Genomic DNA, 25,126 nt, shown 5'->3' with positions numbered 1-25,126 from the left:
ATCTAATCAGGCCAATAAAGCACCTTCTTACAGATCAACTGGTTTATTTTATAACTCCATTATGAACCGTACCGGGTTTGTCGGAGACCAACTTTCTTGAGAGAATGTTCCGATGAAAAAACCCAAATATCCCCCTGAAATCAGAGATAGAGCGGTTCAATTATTGATTGAATCCGAAAAAGATTATCCATCGAATTGGGCTGCAATCACAGCAATTGCACCCAAGATTGGCTGTACGCCTGAAACACTACGTTCCTGGCATCAGAAGCATTTGGCTCAACAAAATCCAATCAAAGTACAGCAGCTTTCAGATCAAGAAAAAATGAAGCAAATGGAACGTGAAATCAAAGAATTAAAGCGTGCCAATGAAATTCTACGCAAAGCAGCTGCTTTTTTCGCCCAGGCGGAGCTCGACCGCCCACACAAATAATGGTGGATTTTATCCATAATAATAAAGAGCTGTATGGCGTTGATGCGATTTGTAGGATTTTACCGATCGCCCCTTCAACCTATTACCGGACTTTAGATCTCGCGGATGAGAAGCATTGCTTCGCAAGGGAACATCGAGCGAAACGAGATTTACATGACTTGCATCATGCTGAACAAATTAAACGAATTTGGAGAGAAAGTTCAGGTCGATATGGTGTGCGTAAGGTCTGGCAAAAACTGAAACGTGAAGGCTATGTTATTGCGCGCTGTACAGTTGCTCGATTGATGCAAAAGCTAGGTATACAAGGTGTTTGGCGTGGGAAGAATAAACAAACGACCCGTAGCAGAGATGATCAAAAACGAGCGGATGACTTGGTGAAACGGAATTTTAGTGCTGATCGACCTGACCCTTGCGAAGCAGTGCTTCTCAGGTCGCTGACTTCACGTATATTCAAACCAATTCAGGTTGGGTCTATACCGCCTTTATTATTGATGTGTTCTCACGAGCAATTGTTGGATGGAAAGTATCAACACGTATGAATACAGACATGGTGCTCGATGCATTGGAGCAAGCATTGCATGACCGAGGCATGCCAAAGAATGTGATTCATCATTCCGACAGAGGTGTGCAATATCTTTCCATTCGTTATACCAATCGTTTAGAAGCAGCAAATTTACGAGCATCAGTCGGTACGACTGGTGATTCATACGATAATGCTTTGGCTGAAACGGTGAATGGCTTATACAAAACAGAGGTGATTGAATATTTAAAAGCAGATTGGCAAGGTTTAGCAGATGTACAACTTGCGACACTAAACTGGGTAGATTGGTTCAATAAAGAACGTGTACATAGTGCACTGGGTTATGTATCACCTTTTGAGTTTGAAGCAATCTACTATGATAAGATTAATCCGTTAGGTCAGGTGGCCTAACTTAAATAAAAAGTCTCCGACAAACCCGGTACGGTTCATTGGGTATTTTTGACTATGCTAAATACTTTCCAAAAAGTTCTCGTTTGAAAGAAATCAAAAATGCAGAAAACAGAGTAAATGAAATCAGCTCAAAAACACCTCTATTTTCTAAGTTCTGTGAAATTTGGTTCACTGATAAAGAAATAGAATGGCGTACAAGCTATAAGGAGAAAATTCAAATTGTGATCAAAAAGTACTTAATCCCTTTTTTTGGCACAATTCCGGTTATTAATATCAAAAAGTCAGACATCCTTGGATTCCGTTCATCCCTCGCCAAAGTGACTCACGGGAAAAACCAAGAATGCCTTTCACCATCAAGAATCAACCAGATTATGATAGCACTTCGTATGATACTCGATAGTGCTGCCGAACGATATGACTTTGATAGCCTTTATAAGAATATCAAGAACTTAAAGCAAGGAAAAATTGAAGTCACACCTTTTTCATTAAAGGAAGTCCATGCAATTTTAGCCACAGTTCGTGATGATTTTAAGCCCTATTACACCATTCGCTTTTTTACGGGTATGCGTACCAGTGAAATCGATGGTCTGCAATGGAACAATATCGACTTACAACGTCGTGAAATCCATATCAGAGAAGCATTAGTGAATGGTATTTTGGTGGAACCAAAACTTATGGTTCTGACCGTACCATCCAAATGAGTGATCGGGTTTATCAGGCCTTTCTCCAACAGAAAAGCTTAAATAATGGCAAATCAGAGTTTGTTTTCTGCAATCGTGATGGTGGACCTCTCGATTATCGTTTGGTGAATAAACGTGTCTGGCATCCGATCTTGCGCTTTCTAGGATTGAAGCCTAGAAGAGCCTATCAAACACGTCATACAGCAGCAACGCTCTGGCTGTCGGCAGGCGAGAACCCGGAATGGATTGCTCGCCAGCTGGGACATTCAACGACTGAAATGCTATTCCGGGTCTATAGCCGTTACATCCCCAATGTTACGCGCCGCGATGGTAGTGCTTTTGAAGCCATGCTGGAGAGACTCAATACAGAGGAGCTTGCCCATGAACAGTAAAGCTTTCTTTGGCGGCGTAGTCGTTAGCCCAGAAGCAGATATGGTCGCTCGTGAATTAATCCATGAGCTACACATTCCCAAACTGCATAATCTGGCCTTTTTGCTGGAAATCAATAAATGCTTCGATGATCACCAAGCATTGAGACTCTGGCTGCAGCGAATGCTGGATGAAGGGCAAGCCCATTACGATGACTTGGCCCAACAGGCCCGTCTCCGCTTAATGAGTCTCGCTCACTAATACAACCAACATAGAAGGTCATCCAATCGATGACCTTAACCCCTTTATACCTATAAAAAGGTGAACACATGCATAAAGATATTTCAATTTGGATGCCACTCTATATTGGCGACCTACAGGCGAAATTTGCACGAATGACAGCAGAACAAATTGGTGCCACCCTACTGTTAATGATGGATTTCTGGAAAAATGGTGCCATTCCTCATGACCTAGCTACTGTATGTAGCATCACAAAATTATCGCAACATACCAAGGCTAAAACTTTGTTGAATACGCTGATAGCCCTGGAATTGTTTGAAGTCGAATCTAAGTAGATTCATTCAAGTTTCTTAAGCAGTTTAAAAAGCCAGGCATTGCAAAATCAGCAAATGAAATCTGATAAAGCTAAAAATGCAGCTCAAGCACGTTGGGGGAAATCCGCAAGTAATGCTCAAGCATCAAGCAAGCAACGAAAAGTAAATGCTCAAGCAGCTCCTGAGAAGAGCCCGAGTATTACTCAAGTCATGCTTGAACCATGCCCTTCATCTTCATCTTCATCTTCATCTTCATCTTCATCTTCATCTTCATCTTCATCTTCATCTTCATCTTCAAATTTTGAAGAAAAAAATGAGGATTTTTCACAAAATTCCAAATGGATTTGAGGAAGTTTTAATGAATACTATGCCTAGAATGCTTCATTTTGACGCAGAATCAACGGAAACACTTTGCCCTACCCACCGTATACCCCTGATGGAAATTGCTGGTCACAGGCTCTGTAAATTGTGTGCCAAAGAAACCGTCCATCACTCACATGCAGCTTATGAGAATGAACTGCAACAGCGATTGCTACAACAGAAAATTAAAAATTCAGGCCTCAATAAACGCTACCTGGATCGTGGCTTCAAGAATTATGTAGTTGCATGCCCTGCACAAGACAATGCCATCAAACTATGTCAGGCCTTTGCACAGCAGATTATTTCTGGTCACACCCCGAACATGTTGATGATTGGTACACCGGGTACAGGTAAAACCCATCTGAGTGCATCAATTATTCGCAACATTCTGCATAACAGTACAAAATCTGCACGCTACTATACCAGTGCAGAAATTGCTCAAAAAATGATGGATACTTGGTCAGATACTTCACGCTCTGAGAAAGAAGTCATCGACCATTTCTCCAGTTTTGATTTATTGGTGATTGATGAATATGGCCTGCATGACCGGCATGAAAAACGCTTGGAGATGGTGCATAAGGTCTTATATAGTCGTTATGACAATATGAAATCTACCCTGCTGATTTCCAATTTCACAGTCCAAAATATGCAGCGGGATTTAGGTGTCCGATTATGTTCACGATTACATGAAAACAATTTGATTGTCGTACCGTGTTATTGGGATGATCGACGAATAAGCGGATAGCCAAACTCTTTACTCAAGCCAATTATCTTCCGAGATAATTGGCTTTCTTTCTAAAGATTCAGAACATCTAACCCAGTAGATAACTCTCGGTTTCCACAATCAATATCCTATTAAGTTTGAATGGCTTTGTTGCATAAACATTCAGATTAAGAAATCATTGGCTTAAAATTGGTTCACGGCTATATATCTTAGATACCATTATCTTGGATTATTTACTAACAATATGCTTTGCATTAAAAATCATTCCTATTACTTCCAATATTTAAGCTTAGATGTCTGCCCAATTCCGACATTAAAAGTATTTGTTGGATCAAGTTTTTTATAATGATTTTTCAATGCAGGCTTAGCTACATATAAATGTCCAACATTATGCTCTGCTGGATACTCAGCCCCACGATTATCTAATAAACGCCACATTGCATGTTCCATAGCTAAAGGATCAACATTTTTTTTAACAATGTAATCTTGATGGAATACATGACATAAAAAATGTCCGTAATACAATTTATGTAAAATCTGCTCATCCATTTCTTTAGGTAAGGTTTCTACCCATTCACGATCATTCCGGCGAAGTGCGATATCTAATGCAACAATATCTTCGACTTCTGATCGATGCGTATCTCGATAACGAATTGCAGCACCTGCGACCGCAAAACGATGTAAAAATGCTTTTCGCCCTTCATCTTCATCACAAAGGAAATAATCACCAGTTTCGTGATGATCAAAGTAGCTTTCTAAAAATGCCTCTACCGCAGCCACATCTTGATCTTCAATACGTAGTATCAAATGATGTTCATATAAATTTCGAAATGCATTCATACGCTTCGGCAAGTGCGAGGGTAGAAACTTTGTCAGCAACTGCAAAAATTTATCAGAAAGACCACGTATTTTAAGTTTTTCAAGATAAGCATCTATTTTATCTTTCATTGCAAATGCAGCAGGCACTTTGGCTGTACCGAATTTCTCGATAAACATAAAAGTATCCTTACCATATTCAGCACCAATGTCATAAGCAACACGATGAATATACTCACCAGCAATAGGGATACGCGGTAAATCTTTCAGTAAAAAACGACGGATTTCGGTTAAATCTTCTTGGCGATTACTCCCCACATAAAACACTTGACTTGAAATTCTCTCAAACGTATCTAAACGTACCGCAAACACACAGACTTTACCCGCTGAACCAGATGCTTCAAATAAACGAGATGGATCAGCATTAAAACGTGCCGGTGTGTTTTCATCAATTTTTGCCACATCTTTAATATAACGATGGTCTGATGCATAGCACTGACTCTCATTTTCGATGTCGGTAATTTGATATTTTCGTTGTTCCAAATTCGATAAGATTTCCTCAGGGGAATGCCCCAGATTAACACCTAAATGATTGACTAATTCAAGCGAGCCTTGATCATTCACCCTTGCATATAATGCAAGTTCTGTGTAAGCAGGTCCACGACGCACCAATGCTCCACCAGAGTTATTACACACGCCTCCTAAGACTGAAGCGCCGATACAAGATGAACCAATGACTGAATGAGGTTCACGATTAAAAACTGCTAATTCTTTTTCTAAACGATCCAAAGTCGCACCTGGTAAACAAATGACTTGCTTACCTTCATTGATTACTTGAATACCACTTAGACGACGAGTACTCATCAATAATACTGGACGGTCGTAATCATCGCCGAATGGGGTTGAGCCACCCGTAAGTCCTGTATTCGCAGCTTGCATGATTACGATACAACCATCGTCAACCGCTATTTTTAGTACTTTCCATTGTTCTACCAATGTCCCAGGAATAACGACAGCTAAGACATTCCCTGCACCGTAACGGCGACCTTGGCGATACAAACGAGTATCTTTCTCGCAAGTCATTACATTTTTTTTACCAACAACATCAATCAGTTTTTGAATTGTTTGTTGAGAAGAGGATTGAATGTTTATCATTTTTAAGTCTTCTATTTTATAAATGCCCAAATAATTTAATTTTCTCACCTAGGTATCTTTTAAAATTCAGCTCAAGTGACGATTGGGCGAGATTCTTTCTAAACTATTAAGGCCTCCTTTTTAAAAGGAAGCTTTTCACCTAAATTATTCGGATAAGAATCTCTTTTTTCCAAGGAAGTTTGGCAGGAATTTACTAAAGTGGGTAATTAAATTGCTTGCTCTTTTTCTAACTTAACCAAGCAATCCGATGTAATATCTGCAATGGTTCTTGCACCAGTCAATGTCATTGCTACACGCATTTCTTTCTCAATCAAATCTAGTAAATTACTTACCCCAGCACCGCCGGCAGCACCAAGTGCGTATACAAATGCACGACCAAGCATGCAAATATCTGCACCCATAGCCAACATACGTACTACATCAAGACCGTTACGAATTCCTGAATCTGCTAAAATTTTAATGTCACCTTTAACCGCACTTGCAATTGAAGGAAGTGCACGAACAGAAGACAACACACCGTCAAGCTGGCGACCACCGTGATTGGAGACCACAATTCCATCTGCTCCAAAACGTACTGCATCCTTAGCATCTTCAGGATCTAAAATTCCTTTAATAACCATAGGACCCTCCCAATAATCACGAATCCACTCAAGATCTTTCCAAGAAATTGAAGGGTCGAAGTTATTGCCCAGCCAACCGATATAATCTTCAAGACCTGTCGGCTTACCTAGATATTTTGAAATGTTACCTAAATCATGTGGACGCCCTAATAAACCGACATTCCAAGCCCAGTGTGGATGCATACATGATTGCATGTAACGGCGCATTGCAGCATTTTTACCACTCATCCCTGAATGTGCATCACGGTAACGCGCACCTGGAACGGGCATATCTACTGTGAATACTAAGGTAGAACAGCCTGCTGCTTTAGCACGTTCCAAGGCATTTTTCATAAATCCACGGTCACGTAGTACATACAGTTGAAACCACATTGGACGTTGAATCGCAGGTGCCACTTCTTCAATCGGACAAACTGAAACTGTTGATAAGGTAAAGGGAATGCCCTTTTTATCTGCGGCAACAGCGGCTTGAACTTCACCGCGACGTGCATACATACCTGTTAAGCCTACAGGTGACAATGCCACTGGCAATGCCAAATTCTCACCAAACAATTGCGTTTCTAAGCTCAGCTCAGACATGTTCTTTAACACACGTTGACGTAAAGCGATTTTTGATAAATCCTCCACATTACGCTTTAAGGTATATTCCGCATAGGCACCACCATCAATATATTCAAATAAAAATGGTGGTAAACGACGTTTCGCAGCTTCACGATAGTCATTTGCAGAAGAAATAATCATAATTTATGTCCTATTTAATCGACTCGAACGTTGACGACGTGCTTCTTCCTCATCGATCATACGTACGCGTTGAACAACAAATTCAATATGCCCACAAGCTGCCTTACGAGCAGCCTTTGAGTCTTGACGTTCAATTGCGTCCATCACCTCAAAGTGTTGGTCATACAATTGTTCAAAATGTTGTGGTGTGGTGTAAACTTTACGTCGCCCCAACATCACATTGTCTTGTAATAAATCAAACAAACTACGCATCATTTGGATCAACACTAGATTGTGGGATGCTTCTGCAATCGCCAGATGAAACTTTGCATCCGCTATTGCTGCATGAGCATCATCACCTAAAGCCTGAAAATGGCTAATCTGCTCAAAACACTGACGAATATTGATCAAATCACTGGGGGTAGCACGTTGTGCCGCATACCATGCTGTACCACCTTCAAGCACCATACGAGCTTCTTGTACATCAAAACGATATTCAGGATCTTGATCCATCAAACCGGATAATGGCTCAACGATTTGATGCTGTGACCAATGTGCAGGCAACTGCTTTAAATAGGTACCTGCACCCGCTTTGCTCTGAATAATTCCTGCGGCAATCAGCTGTTGAATCGCCTCACGTAAAGAGCTACGAGACACACCCAACTGTTCACAGAGTTGGCGTTCAGCAGGCAATCGCTCTCCGATTTGCACATTATTTTTTTCAATCAATAGACGTAAACGCTGTACTACTTTGTCAGAGACTTTCATTCTTTTCCTTGACCCGTTTACGGAATCATCCACGGGAAAATATAAGCTTGTAAGGTCACAATAATACCAATCATGATCGTAAAGATAATGCTGTGCTTTACTGTAAATCTGAATAAATCAGATTCTTTACCAACCAAACCCACTGCCGCACAAGCAATTGCAATCGATTGAGGGGAAATCATCTTACCTGTTACTCCACCACTGGTATTGGCAGCAACTAATAAAACTTCAGGCACGCCGATTTGCTGTGCTGTAGTTGCTTGTAACGCTGAGAACAATGCATTAGCTGAAGTATCTGAACCTGTAAGAAACACTCCGACCCAACCCAAGAATGGTGAGAAAAAGGTGAAAGCTTGACCCGTATGTGCCAGTGCCAAAGCCAGTGTCGCTGACAGACCTGAATAGTTTGCAATGAACGCAAAAGCTAGCACCATACCAATCGAATAAATTGGTGTTTTCAGTTCATTCACTGTTTCAAAGAATGTCGAAATTGCCGCTTTAGGTTTCATTTTTAAATAAATAATCGTGAGTAATGCCGCCAACATAATTGCTGTACCCGTTGCCGATAACCAATCGAATTTATAAATCGCATCATAATCTTTAATTTCAGGCACAACAGGCGGCAGCTTTTGAATCAATTGATGCAGATACGGCACTTTAATTGAAATTACAAAATCACTTAGGGCACCATCTTTAATAAATAAATCTTTAAAAGGTTTGATGCTCCAGACCGTCACCATTGCTGTAAGTATCAAAAATGGAGACCAAGCTTTGGCTATCTGTCCCACACTATATTGCTTACGAGCTTGCTCGATAATAGTTTCATCTACCCGTATATCTTTATCCTGAAAACGAAAAATATGTTTTGGTTTCCAATACTTAAGTAATATAGTTAAACTGATCAATGATGCAATTGCAGCAGTAATATCGGGTAACTCAGGCCCAACAAAATTTGATGTTAAATATTGTGCTAAACCAAAAGATAAGCTTGCAACTAAAATAGCAGGCCAAGTTTCTTTAACTCCACGCCAACCATCCATGATTGCCATGATCCATATCAATACAATTGGCACCATAAAGGGTAACTGACGACCCACCATTTGACTGATCTCCATGGTATCAACACCTGAAACCTGCCCAGCCACAATGATCGGAATTCCCATTGCACCGAAAGCAACAGGTGCAGTGTTTACTATCAGACATAGCCCAGCCGCATACAAAGGCTTAAAACCGAGTCCTACCAATAATGCCGCAGTAATTGCCACAGGTGCACCAAAACCTGCTGCACCTTCTAAAAACGTACCAAAAGCAAATCCTACTAATAACATTTGCAGACGTTGATCTTCTGTAATTGATAGAATAGAGGAACGAATAACCTCAAACTGTCCTGTTTTCACTGAAATCTTATATATAAAAACCGCACCGATAATAATCCATGCAATTGGCCACAGTCCGTAGAAGAAGCCATATACCATTGATGCCAATGCCATTTCGATTGGCATTTCATATAAAAATAATGAAACCAGAAAGGCTAAAAAAACAGTAATTGTCGCGGCTACACTACCCTTCATGCGAAAAATAGCTAACGCTAAAAAAAAGAAAACAATTGGAACTAGCGCAATAGCACTCGAAACCCAAATATTACTCATGGGATCATAAATTTGTTGCCACTGTTGAAGCATTGTCTACTCCTTGAAATGCTTAACTACTAGATTGAACAGTTCATTATACTTATAAATCAAACTGGTATGACCAATTTAGGTAATTAAGGAATAAAATGGACATTTAGAGCGATTATATTAGTAATAGTAACCCAAAAACACAAGAAAGATAACTTAACTTAATATTTGGTATGACCAATTCTGCAATCTATTAAAATCTTATACGTTATTAGAAACTTAAGAGATGTATATAAATCAATCTATCCGCACCACATAATTGCGGTTGGAATAGAGACTCTATAACTTTAGTCTTATAATGAATTGGATAAACATAAATTACTAAATTTCCTAACTTTCATAAGCTTGGTTGTGCAGCCCAATGTTTTTAGGGCTTATTCAGCATTTAATTTTGTAAATGAGTAAACCTGTACCTAAACTTTATCGTACAAATAATTGATCCTCTTCTCACCAAGCCCGAGTAAATTGAGAAGATATCTTGATTTGACTTGACTCAACGACCGAATGGTCTGCTCAACATGAGCCATACCTCGTTAATATATGGACCAAATTTGTCTAGGAGATTGGTGGCTGTTCAGAATTTAATTTAAAATTAACCTTTTACATATTTTTTTTAAATCTCAACTTAAAAAACAAACCCTCTCAGGTCGAGAGGTTTTGAATTAACTTCAACAAAAATTTTATGACGTTTGTAGTGAATTAACTTGTGAGTTTATAAGCAGGTACGCTACCAATAATAGTTGCTCGGTGCATAATGCGGTGTGCATCGCCATAATCAAACAGTGCTTTATGCTGTGTGCAACGGTTATCCCAGATTGCAACATCACCTTCTTGCCACTGCCAACGTAAATGAAAATCCGCTTTTACACTATGCTCAAATAAATATATCAGTAACTCATCACTTTCTTGCTGTGATAACCCATTAATACGTGTCGTAAAACCTTCATTTACAAAAAGCACTTCTTCTTGTGTAACTGGGTGCCTACACACGACAGGATGTACAACAGGCGGATTTTTTTGGAAGCTAAGTTCAAGCTGTTTTAATTTTTCAGGTGTATTACCGTAGCGTTCTACAGGAAATGATTTACGAATATCATGTGTAGCAGTTAAACCACGAAGCTTTTGCTTTAATGCCTCAGGCAAAGCTTTAAAGGATGCTGTTGCACTTGCCCAAAAAGTATCGCCACCTGTTTGTGGAAGTTTGATCGCTTGCAACACACAGCCAAGTGGGGGTGTATGGCTAAATGTCACATCTGTATGCCAAAGCTCATTGTCTTTTAAGTCTTGTTGATGGCTGTCTAATACAATAATTTCAGGTGCTTGTGGCAACGATAGGAAAATTGGATGTATATGTAATGGACCAAAACTATGTGCCAAAGCAACTTGCGAATCTGCACTTAAGTTTTGTTTTCGAAAAAACAAGACTTGATGCTCAAGTAGAGCATCATGAAGATGTTGTAATTCATGCTCAGAAATTTGGTTTAGATCAATTCCTGAAATAATTGCACCAATATTTGGATTTATTTTTTCAATATTTAAGCTCATGATTCATCTTCTACTTTAAAACTGTTGTCCGTACCAAGGTGCAAGTTGTTTTTGCAACCAGCGTAAAAATAATTCAAAACTTACTGCAACTAGTGCAATTACAATAATGCCAAGTATTACCGCATCAGTGATTAAAAACTGTGCGGCTGACTGCACCATAAAACCAATACCACGATCAGCTGCTACTAACTCTGCTGCAACCAAAGTTGACCAACCTACCCCTAAACCAATACGAATACCTGTAATAATGTGAGGTAGTGCCGTTGGTAAAATCACATACTGTAAAACTTGACGTTTAGATGCACCTAAGGAAAGTGCTGCACGCTCACGGTTGGTTTGATGACTTAACACGCCATAAGTAGAACTAATCACCACAGGTGCAAGAATTGAAAAGAAAATAAGTAAAACTTTTGTCGTTTCACCAATACCAAACCAAATGACCAATAAAGGTAAATACGCAAGTGGTGGGATTGGACGTAGCAATTCAATGAGTGGATCAAGTACAGCTCTTACCCAACGGTTTAAGCCCATCCATAAACCCACAGGTATACCAATGACAATTGCAGCAAAAAGAGCAATAAAAACACGCCCAATACTTTCTGCCAAATGTTGCCAGAGTGTTGCTTTCATGAAGCCTTGTTGGCTGACTTCTACAAACTTTTGCCAAACAGCAGCAGGACTTGGCAAAAATAATTCGGGAATCAAATGTAGTGCAGTAACCACATACCAAGCAAGTAAAACAGAAAGTACACTTACTAAACTTAATACTGTGGTTGCATATTGCTTAAAAATATGAAGACGTTTAGCCACTGTTTTACTGTTCGGTTTTGGTGCAATAATGGGGTTAAATTTCAGTACCGTTCGTGGTTGATTTGAACTCATTTAAACCTCCAAAGATTCTAATTTCTGTTGGCGTAATTGCTCAAATAACTTTTCACGTAACAGTATAAAATCCGAATCTGATTTAATTGAACGGATCGACTCACCATCTCTATAACGTTGAGCGAAATTTAAATGTAATATTTCAATAATTTTCCCAGGATGTGCAGACATCAATACCAATTGATGACTCAACAATAGTGCTTCTTCGATATCATGCGTGATTAAGAAAAAACCTTTGTTTTGTTGGATCCATAAATCTAAAACTAGTTGTTGCATATTTTCACGTGTAAATGCATCTAAAGCAGCAAAAGGTTCATCAAGTAAAATAAAAGGCGCATGGCTAATTAAAGCTCTTGCTATTCCAACACGTTGTTTCATCCCTCCTGAGAGCTGCCAGATATTGGCTTCTGTCACATGTGAAAGCCCAACTATTTTTAAAATTTGACTCACATGCTGTTCAATTTCTTTAGTCGCTAAACCTTTTAACTTCAGAGAAAAGCCTACATTTTCAGCGACATTTAGCCAAGGTAGTAAAGCATGTTCCTGAAATACAACCGCTCGCTGATCACTTGGAGCTGTGAGCACTTGATTATCAATTTTTACTACACCATCATCTGCCTGTTGAAAACCTGCCAAGATATTCAATAATGTAGTTTTGCCACAGCCTGACTCACCTAAAATTATAGTAAGAGAGGACTCGGGAATATTGAGATAAATATTTTCCAATATTGGTGTCGTGCTGTTGTTATAACTTAAGCTGATATTTTCTGCCTTAAGTACACTCATGTTTGGCTCCTTAAGGTTTTAAAAAGCTTGCGTTAACATTGGTTTGATAACTTTGTTTAACTTTGTCTACCTTGCCTTGTGATTTTAAGAACTCAGCGGTATCTAGAATATTTTTAGCAAATTTCTCTACAAAAAGTTGCTGTTGTTGTTCTTTGTCTAAGTAAATATTGCCAGATAAAAGTAATGGAATATCTTTTGCGTTTGAGCCTGTTAACTCAGAAATTCGTGCTAAATATTCTGTATTATTTTTAAATTCTTCAGGGTCTTGTTGATATTCATTAATCGTATTTAATGATGTCTGTACAAAAGACTTTAAAAATTCAGGTTTTTTCTCTGCAAAATCTTTACGTACCACCCAAACATCATATGTTGGTGCACCCCAATCAGCGACTTGTTTGGAATCTGCCAAAGATTTACCCGACGCAAGTAATTTACTTAATGCTGGCTCCCATACATAGGCTGCCTCAATATCACCACGCTCCCAAGCTGCTGAAATTTCAGGTGGACGTAAGTTAATAATTTTGACTTCTGATTCATCAATATTCCAATGTTTCAAAGCTGATAACAAGCTGTAATGTGCTGTTGAAACAAATGGTACGGCAATAGTTTTGCCCTTTAAGTCAGCTGGTGATTGAATTCCTGCTTTATTATTTACAACTAATGCTTCTGAAGAACCTAGTTTCGCAGCTACAAAAAATACTTCTATAGGTAAATCATGGCTTGCCGCAGCCGCTACAGGACTTGAACCAATATTTCCAATATCGACATCACCAGATGCTAAAGCATTGACAACATCTGCTCCTGTATCAAATTTTTTCCACTGAATATCGTTTCCACTGTCTTTTTCATATTCACCTTTTGCCTGTGCAATTTTAGTTGGGTCAATTCCTGTTTGATATGCAATCACAACAGGTTTGTCATTTTTTGATACTGCTTGAGGATTCGTATCTAGTTTTTTAGCTTGAAAATAGATAAATGTAGCAATTGCAATCACTACAATGACTGTCACAATTAGTGGCTTAGTTGCTCGGCTCATGATGATTTAACTCGATATCTTTTTTAATATATTGGCTATAAATAGATACGCTAAAGTAAATTTTGTATATTAAAAAATAAAAAAAATGGCTTTGTTTATTCGGAAATATGATTAGGCTGAGTAAGATTGTTTAATAGTTCTCTGTTGCACTTCATTTGAGAATCCAAGATTTATGAAAGAGATCTAATATTGAGACTATTAATCATTGGTACTATTGAGCATTCAAATGGTAAATCTTGATCAACTTATAGAACAACTGCGGAATATCCCAAAAAATATCCGCTATGTCGATTTACTCAAGCTTTGTAAGCAATATTTTGGTGAACCAAAACAAACAAGTAGTAGTCACACGGTCTTTAGAACACCGTGGTAAGGTGATCCTTGTATTAGTCTTCAAGATGGTAGCGGAAAAGCTAAACCTTATCAGGTTAGGCTAGTATTAGCTGCACTTGATAAACTTAAAACATTGTGAGGTGACAAATGGATAGCAAACAATATACTTATCGTGTTACATGGTTAGCAGAAGAAAATGAGTATGTCGGTCTATGTGCCGAATTTCCATCACTGTCTTGGCTTGATGCTGAACAACCTAAAGCATTTTCAGGGATTGTTGATCTTGTTAGTGAAGTTGTAGCAGATATGATCAGCAATAATGAGAAATTACCTGTACCACTTTCAGAAAAAAGTATAGCGGACGGTTTGCTATTCGTGTTCCATCAATAGTTCATCAAAAACTAGTACTTGAAGCTGCGGAGCGTGGCGTGAGTATGAGTCGCTTGGCGTCAGCAAAATTTGCTATGTAATTTTATATCTTAGTAGTCTACTAGCAATCAAAATGACTAGTAGGCCATCAACAAGAATAGATGGTCGGTTATCCAATAATTTGAATTCAAAATATATCTAACTATAAGTTTTAAAAATATTTTATTTTTTACTGGAAAAAATAAAAATAGGAGGATGAAATAAGGCAATCACTCACAATTTAACTATAAATTTAACGTAAAGTTGGCAAATCCCCAATAATGACTTCCACAATGCATATAATAATTGTTATCATTCTCATTTAAGTCGTTTAATAAATTTATAGATAGAATTTTCGATGATAAATAGCCCGAATATGCATGTAATAGCAACTGAAACAATGACTTCAACCACTCCATCAAGCCAAAATAAAGTTAAAGCAAATATACTGGCTTATCGTGGAATGATTTTATATCGCTTTATTTTGGCAGGTGTCGGTGGTTATATCCTTGCTTCACTGGCTGCTATCGTGATTGCCCAATTATTCATGGAGGCTGGAAGCAGTGCAGCCATGTCGGCCACCTTGATTGCTTTTAGCTTAAATACTGCGGCCTTTATTTGGGTATTTATGGTAAACAAGACTCTCAAAGCGACTCTCGGTATCCTGATTCCCAGTGTTTTGCTCTATATCACCTATAAATTCCTAGGAAATTAAGATGAGAGTAGATGCAAGACAGGAAGGTCCACGCCAGTCGATGTCATGGTTGCATACCTGGGCTAGTCTGATTTTAGGCTGGCTTTTATATGCGATTTTTTTGACCGGAACCTTAAGTTTTTTCCAGAATGAAATCAGCCTCTGGATGAAACCGGAATTTCATCAATCAATCCCACAAAAGAGCCAAATCGAACAAACCCGTGTCGCATTGGCTTATCTCCAACAGCATCATCCGGATGCTGGCAGTTGGGCAATTCAGCTTCCTAACTCACGCCAGACCACCACTACATTGAATATTCGCAGTGTCGGTGAAGATCCTCGTGCACGTCGTGGCGGTACCCGTATTACTCTTGATAGTACAACAGGGGAAATTTTGGAGGCCCGTGAAACACGTGGAGGCTCCTTCCTCTACCGCTTTCATTTTGAGCTGTACGGCTTGCCCCGGCTCTGGTCACGCTGGATTGTCGGTATTGCTACTCTACTCATGCTAGTCGCCATCATTAGCGGTGTAATTACCCATAAGAAAATATTTAAAGACTTTTTCACTTTTCGTCCGGGCAAAGGTCAGCGTTCTTGGTTAGACGCACATAATGCCACTGCGGTATTTGCTCTGCCCTTTCATATCATGATTACCTTTAGCGGTTTATTACTGCTGGTCTTTCCTTTGATGCCGTGGGGTATTAACCAGATTTATGAAAATCGAGGAGCATTTCTGCAGGATCAACGTCAGAGCTTGATTCAGGATAAGAGTACTCAAACTGAATCTAGTAATAGTGAGCAGTATCGGCAGCGTAGTGAAGGTCGACACTCTCAAAGTAAAGCTCCATCTACACGCCCTGCTCCATTAACAGATCTGGCACCGATAATGGCAACAGCGGAAAAAGAATGGATAAGTAATCCGGTAGGCACAATCAGTATCATCCAGCCGAATACTACCAAAGCCGAAATTGAACTCCGCGCTTTAAATGGCGTGAGTGTGGCTTATCGTAACATTTATCCGAGTCTTACTTTCAATGGCGTGACAGGCGAGTTAAAGGCGGATCGAACTACCCTAAAAACACCTTCAGTTGCAAATGGTATCTATAACGTATTCACTACCTTGCATGAAGCACGTGGCGTGGATCTGGCTCTACGCTGGTTACTGTTTATGTCAGGTGTGGTCGGCACTTTAATGATTGCGACCGGTTTGATTCTTTGGTGTGTAAAGCGTGCGCCACAACAACAGAAGCAAGGCTATAAATCCTTTGGCTATCGTCTTGTGGAAGTCACCAATATCGCTGCCATTATTGGTTTACCGATTGCTTGTGCTGCCTACTTTTATGCCAATCGCTTTATTCCGGCAGATATAGACATGCGACTGAACTGGGAGATTCGTAGTTTCTTTATCATTTGGTTGCTGACATCGCTGTATGCCATGATTCGTAGCCACCGACAAGCCTGGCTAGAGCTTCTAGTGCTTGCAACTGCGGCATTCGCATTGTTGCCAATCATTAATTTCCTGACTGGCGGTCAGGCAATCTGGAATACCCTCCTGAATGGTCAATGGATGATTGCTTCTTTTGATCTGGCGATGTGGATGCTTGCAATCCTGTTCTGGTTTGCGTTCAAGAAAGTGAAAAACTATAAAGGCTTGCCGCCGAAAAAATCCAAAGCGATGCTCAAGGAGAATCAGGCATGATGTTCTTCTTATTGATTTGGGCTTTGACTTCACTGGGTTTTTTTACACTCGCCGCGTCTATGTCCAAACATCAGAAACAGATTTTTGCTAAAGAGTTAGATGCTTCCAAAACCAGACTGACCAACATTCTTGGCTGGGTGATATTGATTCTGCCACTTATTGTATGCCTGTTCGCTGGCACAGTCAGCAACATGATCAGTTATTGGCTCGGCAGTTTAACTTTTGCCGCATTGGTCGTGAGTTTAAGTCTGAGTTATCTACAGAGTAAAATTAAAGTAATTATATTGATCTGTGCGGTGATTGCTGTGATTTCAGGCATTTTTTTCTTGATCTAAAGTTGTAATTTACCCATCCTTATTTGAAAAGTCGATCTTCGGATTGGCTTTTTCGTTTAAATTCACCTGAAGCACAGTTTGATTTTTTTAACTTTATATGTAAAGTGACCATGCAATCTTTAAATAATATTTTTACATATAAATTATTTTCTTATAATTTAACTAGAAAAATTAGACCTCTTTCATAAGTCATTTTTTACTCAGCTAGAAGTTATAAATTCCAGCAATTAAATTGAATCTTAATCCCAGTCTTTTGCCTCGATTGCGATATCGCTCAGCAAGAATTTTGAAGGTTTTTAAGCGACCAAATACATGCTCAATTGCTATTCTTCTTTTGTTGATTTCCTGATTATAGATTTTTAGTTCAGTATCCAGTTTACAGCGCTTCTTTGCTTTTAGAGGCAATAGGCTATTTGGATACACTGTATAAATTCCATGATAGCCCTTATCTGCAAGGATAAAGGCACCTACAGGAATCTGATTCAAGTTGCGTTTAAAGAGTTCAAAATCATGTATTGAACCGCGATCAGCGCATAAACTCAGGATTTTTTCTGAGTTTTATAATGAATGATGACCTGTACTTTGAAGGTGTGCTTCTTTTTCTTGCCGCTATAGCTTTTCTTCTGTTTTTTTAGGCCTTTGGATTGGAATTTCTGTGGCATCTACGATCACCACATTCCAGTCTATGCCTTCGCCTTCAGGCAAATTCTTCGGTAGATTAAACAGATTAGACTTAATGAAACAATCCTCTACATGGCGTACGATTCTTGAAGCAGTGGGCTCTGACACGCCATAATTTGTTGCGACATGGAATAAGGTTCGGTATTCACGCCAATAACTTCAGCACAGGAGGATCTGATCCTCTAAGCTCAATTTAGGTGGTCTGCCTTTGGCAGGAACATGCATCTTCAATTGCTCAACCATTAAATCAAAGGTTGACCATGAGATGCCTGTGTATCGCTTGAACTGTGTTTCAGAAAGCTTCTTTGAATCGATGTATTCCATCCGCAGATTATGCACGAATGCCAAGAAATCTGGAGTGCAGATATCAACCAAAAAGAAGATCATTTTTTGATTTATGAAAGAGATCTATTAATCATATTATAATAATTTCCCATCATTTACCAAACTATATAATCGACCCCCTCATATATTAAAAATGCACTTTGCATTGAAATCCTCAAAACCTATAACTTTACAGCATTCTAGGGCCTTTTCTATTTTTTGGATAGGTATTAAATTTTTAAACTAATATACATATAAAAAACTACAGGATCAATAAATCCTTTCTATAATTAAATTTATCATATTAGTTTTATAAATATTATTAATACCTACTTGAGTAGCATTGAAATATAAATAAATTTTTAACTATATAACATATACATATCTTCTATAATATGTTTATTCTAGACAAATTAGCCTTCTCACACAAGTATTTAGTTATTAAAATTTATCCAGTATTTATTATAAATAATACCCAAATAAATAATTAATTTAATACCTTGTACATAATAAAAACCTCAACACCTTCAATATAGTAAGTCTTATTTTTTCATTTAATTTAGTTAACCATAATGAGACTTTTTCTTAATTTTTTTAATTTTAAATAACATATATTTATTTTCTAAACTGAGCTATTTAGCTTCTTATGCTTTCTTATTTATAGATAAGTTAATCATATTTAACCCGAATCGCGGATAAGAAATTAACTTGAAAAATAGGAGGACTAGAGCCATCAGTTGAGTTATCACACCAAACTCACAACTCTAGTCCCGATGTTCAATAGTACCGAATTATTCTGTGTAATTGATGATTTCTTTCTTAAATTTGAAGCAACCTACTGGAAATTCCTCAAGCAAAGCCATCACTGCTTAAGAATCCGAAAAGCGCAGCTGAGTATCTCTGAAATCATCTTTATCGCCATTTGGTATAAGTATTCTCACTTCAATAATTTCAAAGCCTTTTTCACCTGGTTAAAAGAAGATAAAAGCCATTTATTTAAGTACTTGCCTTGCTATCAAAGGATGATTCATCTGATCAATATGCACCAATTGGCCCTACACGCTTTACATGTGGCGCTGATGAAAGACCAAGCTACACAATATTTATGGATTGATTCAACAACTCTGCCAGTTTGTAAAAATCAACGTATTCAGCGTCATAAATCATTAGTCCAAATTGCATCACGTGGTAGAAGCTCAATGGGCTGGTTTTATGGCTGTAAATTACATATTGCGATGAATCAATTTGGTGAAATTGCCTGTTCTGCTTTATCAAATGGACATGTTGCTGACATTAAAATGGTTGAACAATTAGCTGAAGGTTTACAGGCGCAACTCTATGCCGACCGTGGCTACATCAGTCAACAATTAAAAAGCAGATTAAAAGAACAAGGTATTGATTTAATTACCTATCACCGAAAGAACATGAAGTCTATTAAATTATCTGCATCAGATGAATATCACTTAAAGCAGCGCAATAAAATAGAAACGTTATTCAGCTTATTGAAAGGACAATACAATTTAGTGACGAGTAGAGCACGTAGTGTTTGTGGATTTCTAGGAGGGATTTATGCTTCATTGTGCGCATATCAATTGAGCCACCGAAATAAGCCAACCATTCGAGTAATCGAATGGTTGGCTTAAACAGGATTCGGGTTATTTATTAATATAAAAGCCTCTCTATAGATCGTAAGCTTCTATCCGAATATCCAGACTCTCTATTAACTTTAATTCGTAAAACTAAGTTATATAATCCCCATTAAAATAAATGATATTGATAATAATTATCAGTTGCAATACCAAGAGCATTTGTTACACTTTGCAATAAATTTCACATAGTCTTTTTAGACATATTAGGATGCAGTGACCAATGACTAAGCCATTTTTAAAGTCTACTTTAGCGTTTGCTATATCAACACTAATGACTAGTACAATATTTGCAGAAGAAACGCCCCTTTCACAGTTCGAAACACCCAAAGCGACCGAAGCAACCAAGTTACAGACAATTGTTGTAACTGCTGCAGGTTATGAGCAGGATGTGAACCAAGCACCCGCTTCAATGACAGTGATTACTCGGGAAGAATTAGACAAACGTAATTATAATGATATCAATGATGTTCTACGTAATACTCCCGGGGTGGTAGTGACCGGTTCAGGATCTGCACAAAGTATTAGTATTCGTGGTATGGGATCAAATTACACCTTATTTTTAGTCGATGGAAAACGCCAATATTCTAAAGACGTAAATCCGAATGGTGACGACAGCGGTTTTGAAAAAAATATTTTACCGCCTATGGCAGCTATTGAGCGCATTGAAATTATTCGTGGCCCGGCATCTACGTTGTATGGTACTGATGCAATGGGGGGTGTTATTAACATCATTACCAAAAAGGTTACCGATGTATGGACCGGCACAGTTGAAGTAGGTACAGTATTACAAGACAGTAATCAATCTGGTGATATCAAAGAAGGTTCAGTCTACTTAGCAGGACAATTAATTGCCAATAAACTCGGTTTACAGCTCGGACTAAATAAACAAGAACGTGAAGAAGATGCATATATTGGTGGTTTCCGTAATACGGAACGAGAAAGTATTAATGGCCGTTTAACCTACATTCTTAACGATGACCATGACTTAAAGCTTGATGCTAACTTTGTTAATCAAACAGCTGCAACGACAGTAGGTAAAACTGTTGCTGTTGCAGGGCCGGGTGAAAAACAGGCAACAGGCAGTAAAGGTCGCAATTATCGCAGTGTATATAGTCTAACGCATGACGGCCATTACAATGATACGTTAACCAGTCGTAGCTATGTGCAACTTGAAAACTCAAAAAATCCAGATCGTAGCAATGGTATTACCAGCGGTATTGAAACAGATACCTGGATTGCCAATACTCAATGGGATTGGGATCTAAGCAAACATCAATTGGTTTTTGGTGCATATTTTAAAAATGAAGAAATGATTGATCGTGCTACCAATCAAAATGAAAAGCTCCCTATTACTGAATTAGAGCGTTGGGGCTTTGCATTATTTACTGAAGATACCTGGTCTATTACTGAGCGTTTTAATCTGACAACGGGTGTACGTTATGATCATGATAAAAACTATGATGGTAATTTCTCACCTCGTATTTATGGGGTATATAACCTTAATGATGCCTGGATTTTAAAAGGTGGTGTATCGACTGGTTATAAGCAACCAGATTTAAAGCAGTCTTCAAGTGAGGTGCATTCAGTAACAGGTAAAGGCAGTGCCTTTATTATGGGCAATGATGATTTAAAACCCGAAAAATCCATAACTTATGAATTAGGTACGGCTTGGCAAGGGGCTCGCTCAAATACAACTTTAACTGCATATTATACTGAGTTTAAAGACCGGATTAGTGAAGACCGCATCTGCCAATCACCAAATGGTGAAAATAATAAGCCATCTACATGGGTATGTCCTGATCCTTTTGATCGTTTAGATAATAATGGTAATCCACTGATGTGGAACTTCTACGGTAGTCGCTTTAATATTGATAAAGCGGCAATGCAAGGTATTGAAGCAACATACGATGTAGAGTTGGCTGATAATATTAATCTAGCTGCAAACTATACCTATACGGATACTGAAATCCAGTCAGGTCAATATAAAGGTAATTCCTTGAATCAGATGCCGGAACACATGTTCAATATCACGGTTGACTATGGGATTAATGACCAGCTAGATATATGGAGCCGATTGCATCATCGTAGCGAAACCTCCCAGTCTTTGGGGCGTTCATCAATGACTATGGCCAATCCAGCCTATACATTCCTCGATGCCGGTTTTAATTACCAGTTTAATGCGAACTTGAAAGGCAAATTTGGTGTATATAATATATTGGATGAAAAAGCAGAAGATGTAGACGGTGATCAATTGTTAGATGGACGTCGTTATGGGGTAAGTTTAGTAGCTACGTACTAGAATTTTATTAAAAAGATAGCTAATAAAACTTAACGCGATGCTGACATATGGGGATCTATAAATAGCTTTGTACAATTGTTTTTTAAACTGAGGGTGTTCGCTTAGGCGATCACCTAATTAACCCGGATCCTGCTTAAGCCGATGATTCCTTAATTTGAATTGTTGGCTTATTTTGATGGGTTAATTGATATGCACATAGTGAGGCGTAAATTCCACTCAGAAATCCATGAAGACTACGTGCTTTACTCGTCACTAAATTGTATTGCCCCTTCAATAAACTGAATAATGTTTCTATCTTATTGCGTTGTCTTAGGTGATATTCATCAGATTCTTGTAGTTGAATAGCCTGCATATTCTTTCGATGATAAGTAATTAAATCAATACCTTGATCTTTCAATCTGATTTTTAATTCTTGGCTGATGTAACCTCGATCCCCGTAAAGTTGTGCTTCTATACCAGCAACCAATTGCTCAACCATTTTTATGTCAGCAACATGTCCATTCGATAAAGCAGAACAGGCAATTTCACCAAATTGATTCATCGCAATATGTAATTTACAGCCATAAAACCAGCCCATTGAGCTTCTACCACGTGATGCAATTTTGACCAATGATTTATGACATTAAATCATTGGTAATAAGGTAGACTTCTAAATAAGTGGTTTTTATCTTCCTTTAACCCTATGAAGAATGCTTTAAAAATTATTAAAATGAGAATACCTCTACCAAATGGCGATAAAACAGATTTCCGAGATCATCAGTTGAGCAGTTCTGATTCTTAAAGAATGGCAGTTTTGTTTGAGAAATTCCTAGTACATTTCTTCAAATTTAAGAAATCATCAATTTCACAGAATAATTTGGTACTACTAAACATCAGGACTAGAGCGTTAGGTTTGGTGTGGCAACTTAACTGATGGCTCTAGTCCTCTTATTTTCTCTAGTCAATTTCTTATCCGTGATTCGGGTTATAATACAAACATTGCAGACAAGTGATTTCAGAGCGTCACGCACCTGCAGTAACTCCACCAGAAAAAATGCACCATCCAGGTAAAAATAAAAAAAGTCGGAATCTTGAGCCAGAAATCAATAGTTGAAAACAGTCAGATGTCCAAAAAGCCAAAAAGAATGATTTGAAAAAAGTGGGCTGGCTATCGTCGACAGAGTTTGGCCAAAACCCAGAGGCATTACCTCAAAATAGATAGTATGCAACAAAGCCCTCCAAATTTTAAAAGCCCTGATCGAAAGATTGGGGCTTTTTTGTTGTTGATTTTATATTAAAAACTTTCAGCAGAGTTTGACAAACTCATACTTATCCTTAAGGATAATCTAAAAAATCATGAGTATAACAAAATGAAAAATAGTGCTCTGGCGCCAGTCTATCAGGCTGATATTTTAGGTAAGGGTTATGAGCAGACCACTTTCAATTTTCCTGAAGATTATGAAGGCCCGGTCATTGCCACGCTGGTGCGTAAAAAAGCAGCCCAAACCACCTCTAAGGCCGTGCTTTATATCCACGGTTTTATTGATTACTTTTTTCAAACTGAAATGGCAGAACGCTTTAATCAGCAAGGTTTTGATTTTTATGCTCTGGATTTAAGAAAATATGGGCGCTCCCATTTATGTCACCAGAAGCTCTACAATGTCTACAGTCTCTCTGAATATGATGCTGAAATTAATCAGGCACTCGAGCTGATTGGCCAAGAAGGCCATGACCAGATACTTCTATGCGGGCATTCAACCGGTGGATTAATTACCACCCTTTATACCGCCCGGCATCCCAATCACCCTCTAATCAAGGGACTCTGGCTCAACAGCCCATTTTATGACTTCAACATGCGCTATCTAGAGAAAAAGATTTTATTGCCCCAACTGAGCCGTTTAGGAAAACGCTTTCCAGACCTGCAGTTTCCAAGCCGTCTTAATCGCTGGTATGTACCCAGCTTGCATATCAGTTATCAAGGAGAATGGAATTTCAATCTGGAATGGAAAAAACCAAGCTATCCTCTGGTACGTTTAAGTTTTGTGTATGCCATTTATGAGGCCCAAAAACATCTTCATCAGGGAGTTTATCTTACAGTCCCTACTTTAATCATGCATGCCCATCAAACCCGCTATCCTTTACGCTTTAATCACGCTGCACAAAGCAGTGACGTAATTCTTCAGGTGCAAGATATAATTGACCATGCCCAAAAGCTACAGGGCGATGTACAGCTGTGTTCCATTCAAAATGCTGTCCATGATCTGGTACTTTCAGAAAAACCGGCCAGAGAGCAGGTATATCAGCAACTGTTTCAATGGCTGGAACAAAAATCTCTTTTGGCCTGACCAAAATAGATCAGACCATTCCTAACAGCAGGTCAGGCTGTCTGGTTTTATGAGCACTTTTAAAGGTTATTCTTAACAACCCTAAAACAGTAAAACTGCGAAAATTCTATAAAAACCAATTTACTTTTAACAGCTGGCATTTTATCCAGATTTTTCATTTTTCTTGCTTTGTAACTGTGCAAAAATACAGCACAAAGCTGAGCTTTACTTTAAAGTCGACTTTCCATCATCTGCAAGACTGTGTATAACAATGAACGCTACAGGCAAAGTAATAGGCATAGGCAAAATTGCTTAAAAAGCGTTAGACTATGCAGCAATAATGTCA

General features: G+C 38.5%; 20 protein-coding genes, 4 pseudogenes and 1 other annotated feature. Of the genes and pseudogenes, 13 read left to right on the top strand and 11 right to left on the bottom strand.

What is annotated here, in order from left to right:
- Window positions 1-112: 112 nt before the first annotated feature.
- The 5 genes and pseudogenes from E5Y90_RS00540 to E5Y90_RS00520 all read left to right on the top strand — a co-directional run bounded on the left by E5Y90_RS00540 (window position 113) and on the right by E5Y90_RS00520 (window position 4,069).
- Window positions 113-1,361: pseudogene (locus E5Y90_RS00540) on the top strand (IS3 family transposase).
- Window positions 388-504 (top strand) — a sequence feature (AL1L pseudoknot). (Overlaps the previous pseudogene by 117 nt.)
- 38 nt (window positions 1,362-1,399) lie before the next feature.
- Window positions 1,400-2,433: pseudogene (locus E5Y90_RS00535) on the top strand (tyrosine-type recombinase/integrase); the annotation flags it as partial.
- Window positions 2,423-2,671 carry a hypothetical protein gene (locus tag E5Y90_RS00530; protein ID WP_004895356.1) on the top strand — a complete coding sequence of 83 codons (249 nt, stop codon included), beginning with the start codon at window positions 2,423-2,425 and terminating at the stop codon, window positions 2,669-2,671. The pseudogene E5Y90_RS00535 and the gene E5Y90_RS00530, both read left to right, overlap by 11 nt.
- A gap of 68 nt (window positions 2,672-2,739) precedes the next feature.
- Window positions 2,740-3,312: pseudogene (locus E5Y90_RS00525) on the top strand (DUF1376 domain-containing protein).
- A 10-nt stretch (window positions 3,313-3,322) separates the two neighbouring features.
- The gene (locus tag E5Y90_RS00520) at window positions 3,323-4,069 is read left to right on the top strand and encodes an ATP-binding protein (RefSeq protein WP_174659104.1); all 747 of its coding nucleotides are present in this window, start codon (window positions 3,323-3,325) and stop codon (window positions 4,067-4,069) included.
- A 249-nt stretch (window positions 4,070-4,318) separates the two neighbouring features.
- Here the strand turns inward: E5Y90_RS00520 and dld are convergent, their stop codons facing one another.
- The 8 genes from dld to tauA form a co-directional block, all read right to left on the bottom strand.
- Window positions 4,319-6,019 (bottom strand): D-lactate dehydrogenase, encoded by a 1,701-nt coding sequence (gene dld, locus E5Y90_RS00515; RefSeq protein WP_174660532.1) that lies wholly within the window; start codon window positions 6,017-6,019, stop codon window positions 4,319-4,321.
- A 206-nt stretch (window positions 6,020-6,225) separates the two neighbouring features.
- Window positions 6,226-7,380 (bottom strand): FMN-dependent L-lactate dehydrogenase LldD, encoded by a 1,155-nt coding sequence (gene lldD / locus E5Y90_RS00510; RefSeq protein WP_174659103.1) that lies wholly within the window; start codon window positions 7,378-7,380, stop codon window positions 6,226-6,228.
- Between the two features lie 3 nt (window positions 7,381-7,383).
- The gene (lldR, locus tag E5Y90_RS00505; protein ID WP_174659102.1) at window positions 7,384-8,127 is read right to left on the bottom strand and encodes a transcriptional regulator LldR; all 744 of its coding nucleotides are present in this window, start codon (window positions 8,125-8,127) and stop codon (window positions 7,384-7,386) included.
- A 17-nt stretch (window positions 8,128-8,144) separates the two neighbouring features.
- Window positions 8,145-9,809 carry an L-lactate permease gene (gene lldP / locus E5Y90_RS00500; protein ID WP_174659101.1) on the bottom strand — a complete coding sequence of 555 codons (1,665 nt, stop codon included), beginning with the start codon at window positions 9,807-9,809 and terminating at the stop codon, window positions 8,145-8,147.
- A gap of 696 nt (window positions 9,810-10,505) precedes the next feature.
- A complete protein-coding gene (gene tauD / locus E5Y90_RS00495) occupies window positions 10,506-11,351 on the bottom strand; it encodes a taurine dioxygenase (protein ID WP_174659100.1) in 846 nt (281 codons plus the stop codon).
- A 15-nt stretch (window positions 11,352-11,366) separates the two neighbouring features.
- On the bottom strand, window positions 11,367-12,233 hold the full coding sequence (gene tauC / locus E5Y90_RS00490) for a taurine ABC transporter permease TauC (RefSeq protein ID WP_174659099.1): 867 nt from the start codon (window positions 12,231-12,233) through the stop codon (window positions 11,367-11,369).
- On the bottom strand, window positions 12,234-13,019 hold the full coding sequence (locus E5Y90_RS00485; RefSeq protein ID WP_174659098.1) for a taurine ABC transporter ATP-binding protein: 786 nt from the start codon (window positions 13,017-13,019) through the stop codon (window positions 12,234-12,236).
- A 10-nt stretch (window positions 13,020-13,029) separates the two neighbouring features.
- Window positions 13,030-14,055, bottom strand: a complete 1,026-nt coding sequence (tauA, locus tag E5Y90_RS00480) for a taurine ABC transporter substrate-binding protein (protein WP_174659097.1) — start codon at window positions 14,053-14,055, stop codon at window positions 13,030-13,032.
- Between the two features lie 480 nt (window positions 14,056-14,535).
- Between tauA and E5Y90_RS00475 the strand changes: the two genes are divergently transcribed.
- The 5 genes from E5Y90_RS00475 (at window position 14,536) to E5Y90_RS00460 (ending at window position 17,524) form a co-directional block, all read left to right on the top strand.
- Complete coding sequence (locus tag E5Y90_RS00475) at window positions 14,536-14,778, top strand: antitoxin HicB (protein ID WP_228723965.1); 243 nt, start codon at window positions 14,536-14,538, stop codon at window positions 14,776-14,778.
- Window positions 14,715-14,858, top strand: coding sequence for a toxin-antitoxin system HicB family antitoxin (locus tag E5Y90_RS17660; RefSeq protein ID WP_367273581.1), 144 nt, complete (start codon window positions 14,715-14,717; stop codon window positions 14,856-14,858). The genes E5Y90_RS00475 and E5Y90_RS17660 overlap by 64 nt, the downstream gene beginning before the upstream one ends.
- Window positions 14,859-15,154: 296 nt before the next feature.
- Window positions 15,155-15,511: a hypothetical protein gene (locus E5Y90_RS00470; protein WP_174659096.1), complete on the top strand. Its 357-nt coding sequence runs from the start codon at window positions 15,155-15,157 to the stop codon at window positions 15,509-15,511.
- Window position 15,512: 1 nt separating this feature from the next.
- Complete coding sequence (locus E5Y90_RS00465) at window positions 15,513-17,189, top strand: PepSY-associated TM helix domain-containing protein (protein ID WP_174659095.1); 1,677 nt, start codon at window positions 15,513-15,515, stop codon at window positions 17,187-17,189.
- Window positions 17,186-17,524 carry a DUF3325 domain-containing protein gene (locus tag E5Y90_RS00460; protein ID WP_174659094.1) on the top strand — a complete coding sequence of 113 codons (339 nt, stop codon included), beginning with the start codon at window positions 17,186-17,188 and terminating at the stop codon, window positions 17,522-17,524. Before E5Y90_RS00465 ends, E5Y90_RS00460 begins: the two co-directional genes overlap by 4 nt.
- 204 nt (window positions 17,525-17,728) lie before the next feature.
- Here E5Y90_RS00460 and E5Y90_RS00455 read toward each other — a convergent pair whose 3' ends face one another.
- Window positions 17,729-18,010, bottom strand: coding sequence for a transposase family protein (locus E5Y90_RS00455; RefSeq protein ID WP_267314040.1), 282 nt, complete (start codon window positions 18,008-18,010; stop codon window positions 17,729-17,731).
- 123 nt (window positions 18,011-18,133) lie between these two features.
- On the bottom strand, window positions 18,134-18,313 hold the full coding sequence (locus E5Y90_RS00450; protein WP_267314039.1) for a hypothetical protein: 180 nt from the start codon (window positions 18,311-18,313) through the stop codon (window positions 18,134-18,136).
- A 989-nt stretch (window positions 18,314-19,302) separates the two neighbouring features.
- Between E5Y90_RS00450 and E5Y90_RS00445 the strand changes: the two genes are divergently transcribed.
- The gene (locus E5Y90_RS00445) at window positions 19,303-20,172 is read left to right on the top strand and encodes an IS982 family transposase (RefSeq protein WP_174660531.1); all 870 of its coding nucleotides are present in this window, start codon (window positions 19,303-19,305) and stop codon (window positions 20,170-20,172) included.
- Window positions 20,173-20,398: 226 nt separating this feature from the next.
- Complete coding sequence (locus tag E5Y90_RS00440; RefSeq protein ID WP_174659093.1) at window positions 20,399-22,477, top strand: TonB-dependent receptor domain-containing protein; 2,079 nt, start codon at window positions 20,399-20,401, stop codon at window positions 22,475-22,477.
- Window positions 22,478-22,610: 133 nt separating this feature from the next.
- Here E5Y90_RS00440 and E5Y90_RS00435 read toward each other — a convergent pair.
- A pseudogene (locus E5Y90_RS00435) lies at window positions 22,611-23,350 on the bottom strand (IS982 family transposase).
- A 476-nt stretch (window positions 23,351-23,826) separates the two neighbouring features.
- Here E5Y90_RS00435 and E5Y90_RS00430 point away from each other — a divergent pair.
- The gene (locus E5Y90_RS00430) at window positions 23,827-24,801 is read left to right on the top strand and encodes an alpha/beta hydrolase (RefSeq protein ID WP_174659092.1); all 975 of its coding nucleotides are present in this window, start codon (window positions 23,827-23,829) and stop codon (window positions 24,799-24,801) included.
- Window positions 24,802-25,126: the final 325 nt, after the last annotated feature.

The sequence above is a fragment of the Acinetobacter sp. 10FS3-1 genome (assembly GCF_013343215.1).
In the GTDB taxonomy this organism is placed as follows: domain Bacteria; phylum Pseudomonadota; class Gammaproteobacteria; order Pseudomonadales; family Moraxellaceae; genus Acinetobacter; species Acinetobacter lwoffii_C.
This window is presented reverse-complemented; position numbering and strand designations above follow the sequence as displayed.

What these genes read in the sequence shown, in the direction of transcription:
- tauC (WP_174659099.1), bottom strand. Translation starts at nt 12,233, where the DNA reads ATGAGTTCAAATCAACCACGAACGGTACTGAAATTTAACCCCATTATT.
- E5Y90_RS00465 (WP_174659095.1), top strand. Translation starts at nt 15,513, where the DNA reads ATGAGAGTAGATGCAAGACAGGAAGGTCCACGCCAGTCGATGTCATGG.
- E5Y90_RS00530 (WP_004895356.1), top strand. Translation starts at nt 2,423, where the DNA reads ATGAACAGTAAAGCTTTCTTTGGCGGCGTAGTCGTTAGCCCAGAAGCA.
- E5Y90_RS00460 (WP_174659094.1), top strand. Translation starts at nt 17,186, where the DNA reads ATGATGTTCTTCTTATTGATTTGGGCTTTGACTTCACTGGGTTTTTTT.
- E5Y90_RS00445 (WP_174660531.1), top strand. Translation starts at nt 19,303, where the DNA reads ATGTTCAATAGTACCGAATTATTCTGTGTAATTGATGATTTCTTTCTT.
- E5Y90_RS00440 (WP_174659093.1), top strand. Translation starts at nt 20,399, where the DNA reads ATGACTAAGCCATTTTTAAAGTCTACTTTAGCGTTTGCTATATCAACA.
- E5Y90_RS00475 (WP_228723965.1), top strand. Translation starts at nt 14,536, where the DNA reads ATGGATAGCAAACAATATACTTATCGTGTTACATGGTTAGCAGAAGAA.
- E5Y90_RS00520 (WP_174659104.1), top strand. Translation starts at nt 3,323, where the DNA reads ATGAATACTATGCCTAGAATGCTTCATTTTGACGCAGAATCAACGGAA.
- tauA (WP_174659097.1), bottom strand. Translation starts at nt 14,055, where the DNA reads ATGAGCCGAGCAACTAAGCCACTAATTGTGACAGTCATTGTAGTGATT.
- E5Y90_RS00430 (WP_174659092.1), top strand. Translation starts at nt 23,827, where the DNA reads ATGAAAAATAGTGCTCTGGCGCCAGTCTATCAGGCTGATATTTTAGGT.
- dld (WP_174660532.1), bottom strand. Translation starts at nt 6,019, where the DNA reads ATGATAAACATTCAATCCTCTTCTCAACAAACAATTCAAAAACTGATT.
- tauD (WP_174659100.1), bottom strand. Translation starts at nt 11,351, where the DNA reads ATGAGCTTAAATATTGAAAAAATAAATCCAAATATTGGTGCAATTATT.
- lldP (WP_174659101.1), bottom strand. Translation starts at nt 9,809, where the DNA reads ATGCTTCAACAGTGGCAACAAATTTATGATCCCATGAGTAATATTTGG.
- E5Y90_RS00485 (WP_174659098.1), bottom strand. Translation starts at nt 13,019, where the DNA reads ATGAGTGTACTTAAGGCAGAAAATATCAGCTTAAGTTATAACAACAGC.
- E5Y90_RS00470 (WP_174659096.1), top strand. Translation starts at nt 15,155, where the DNA reads ATGATAAATAGCCCGAATATGCATGTAATAGCAACTGAAACAATGACT.
- lldD (WP_174659103.1), bottom strand. Translation starts at nt 7,380, where the DNA reads ATGATTATTTCTTCTGCAAATGACTATCGTGAAGCTGCGAAACGTCGT.
- lldR (WP_174659102.1), bottom strand. Translation starts at nt 8,127, where the DNA reads ATGAAAGTCTCTGACAAAGTAGTACAGCGTTTACGTCTATTGATTGAA.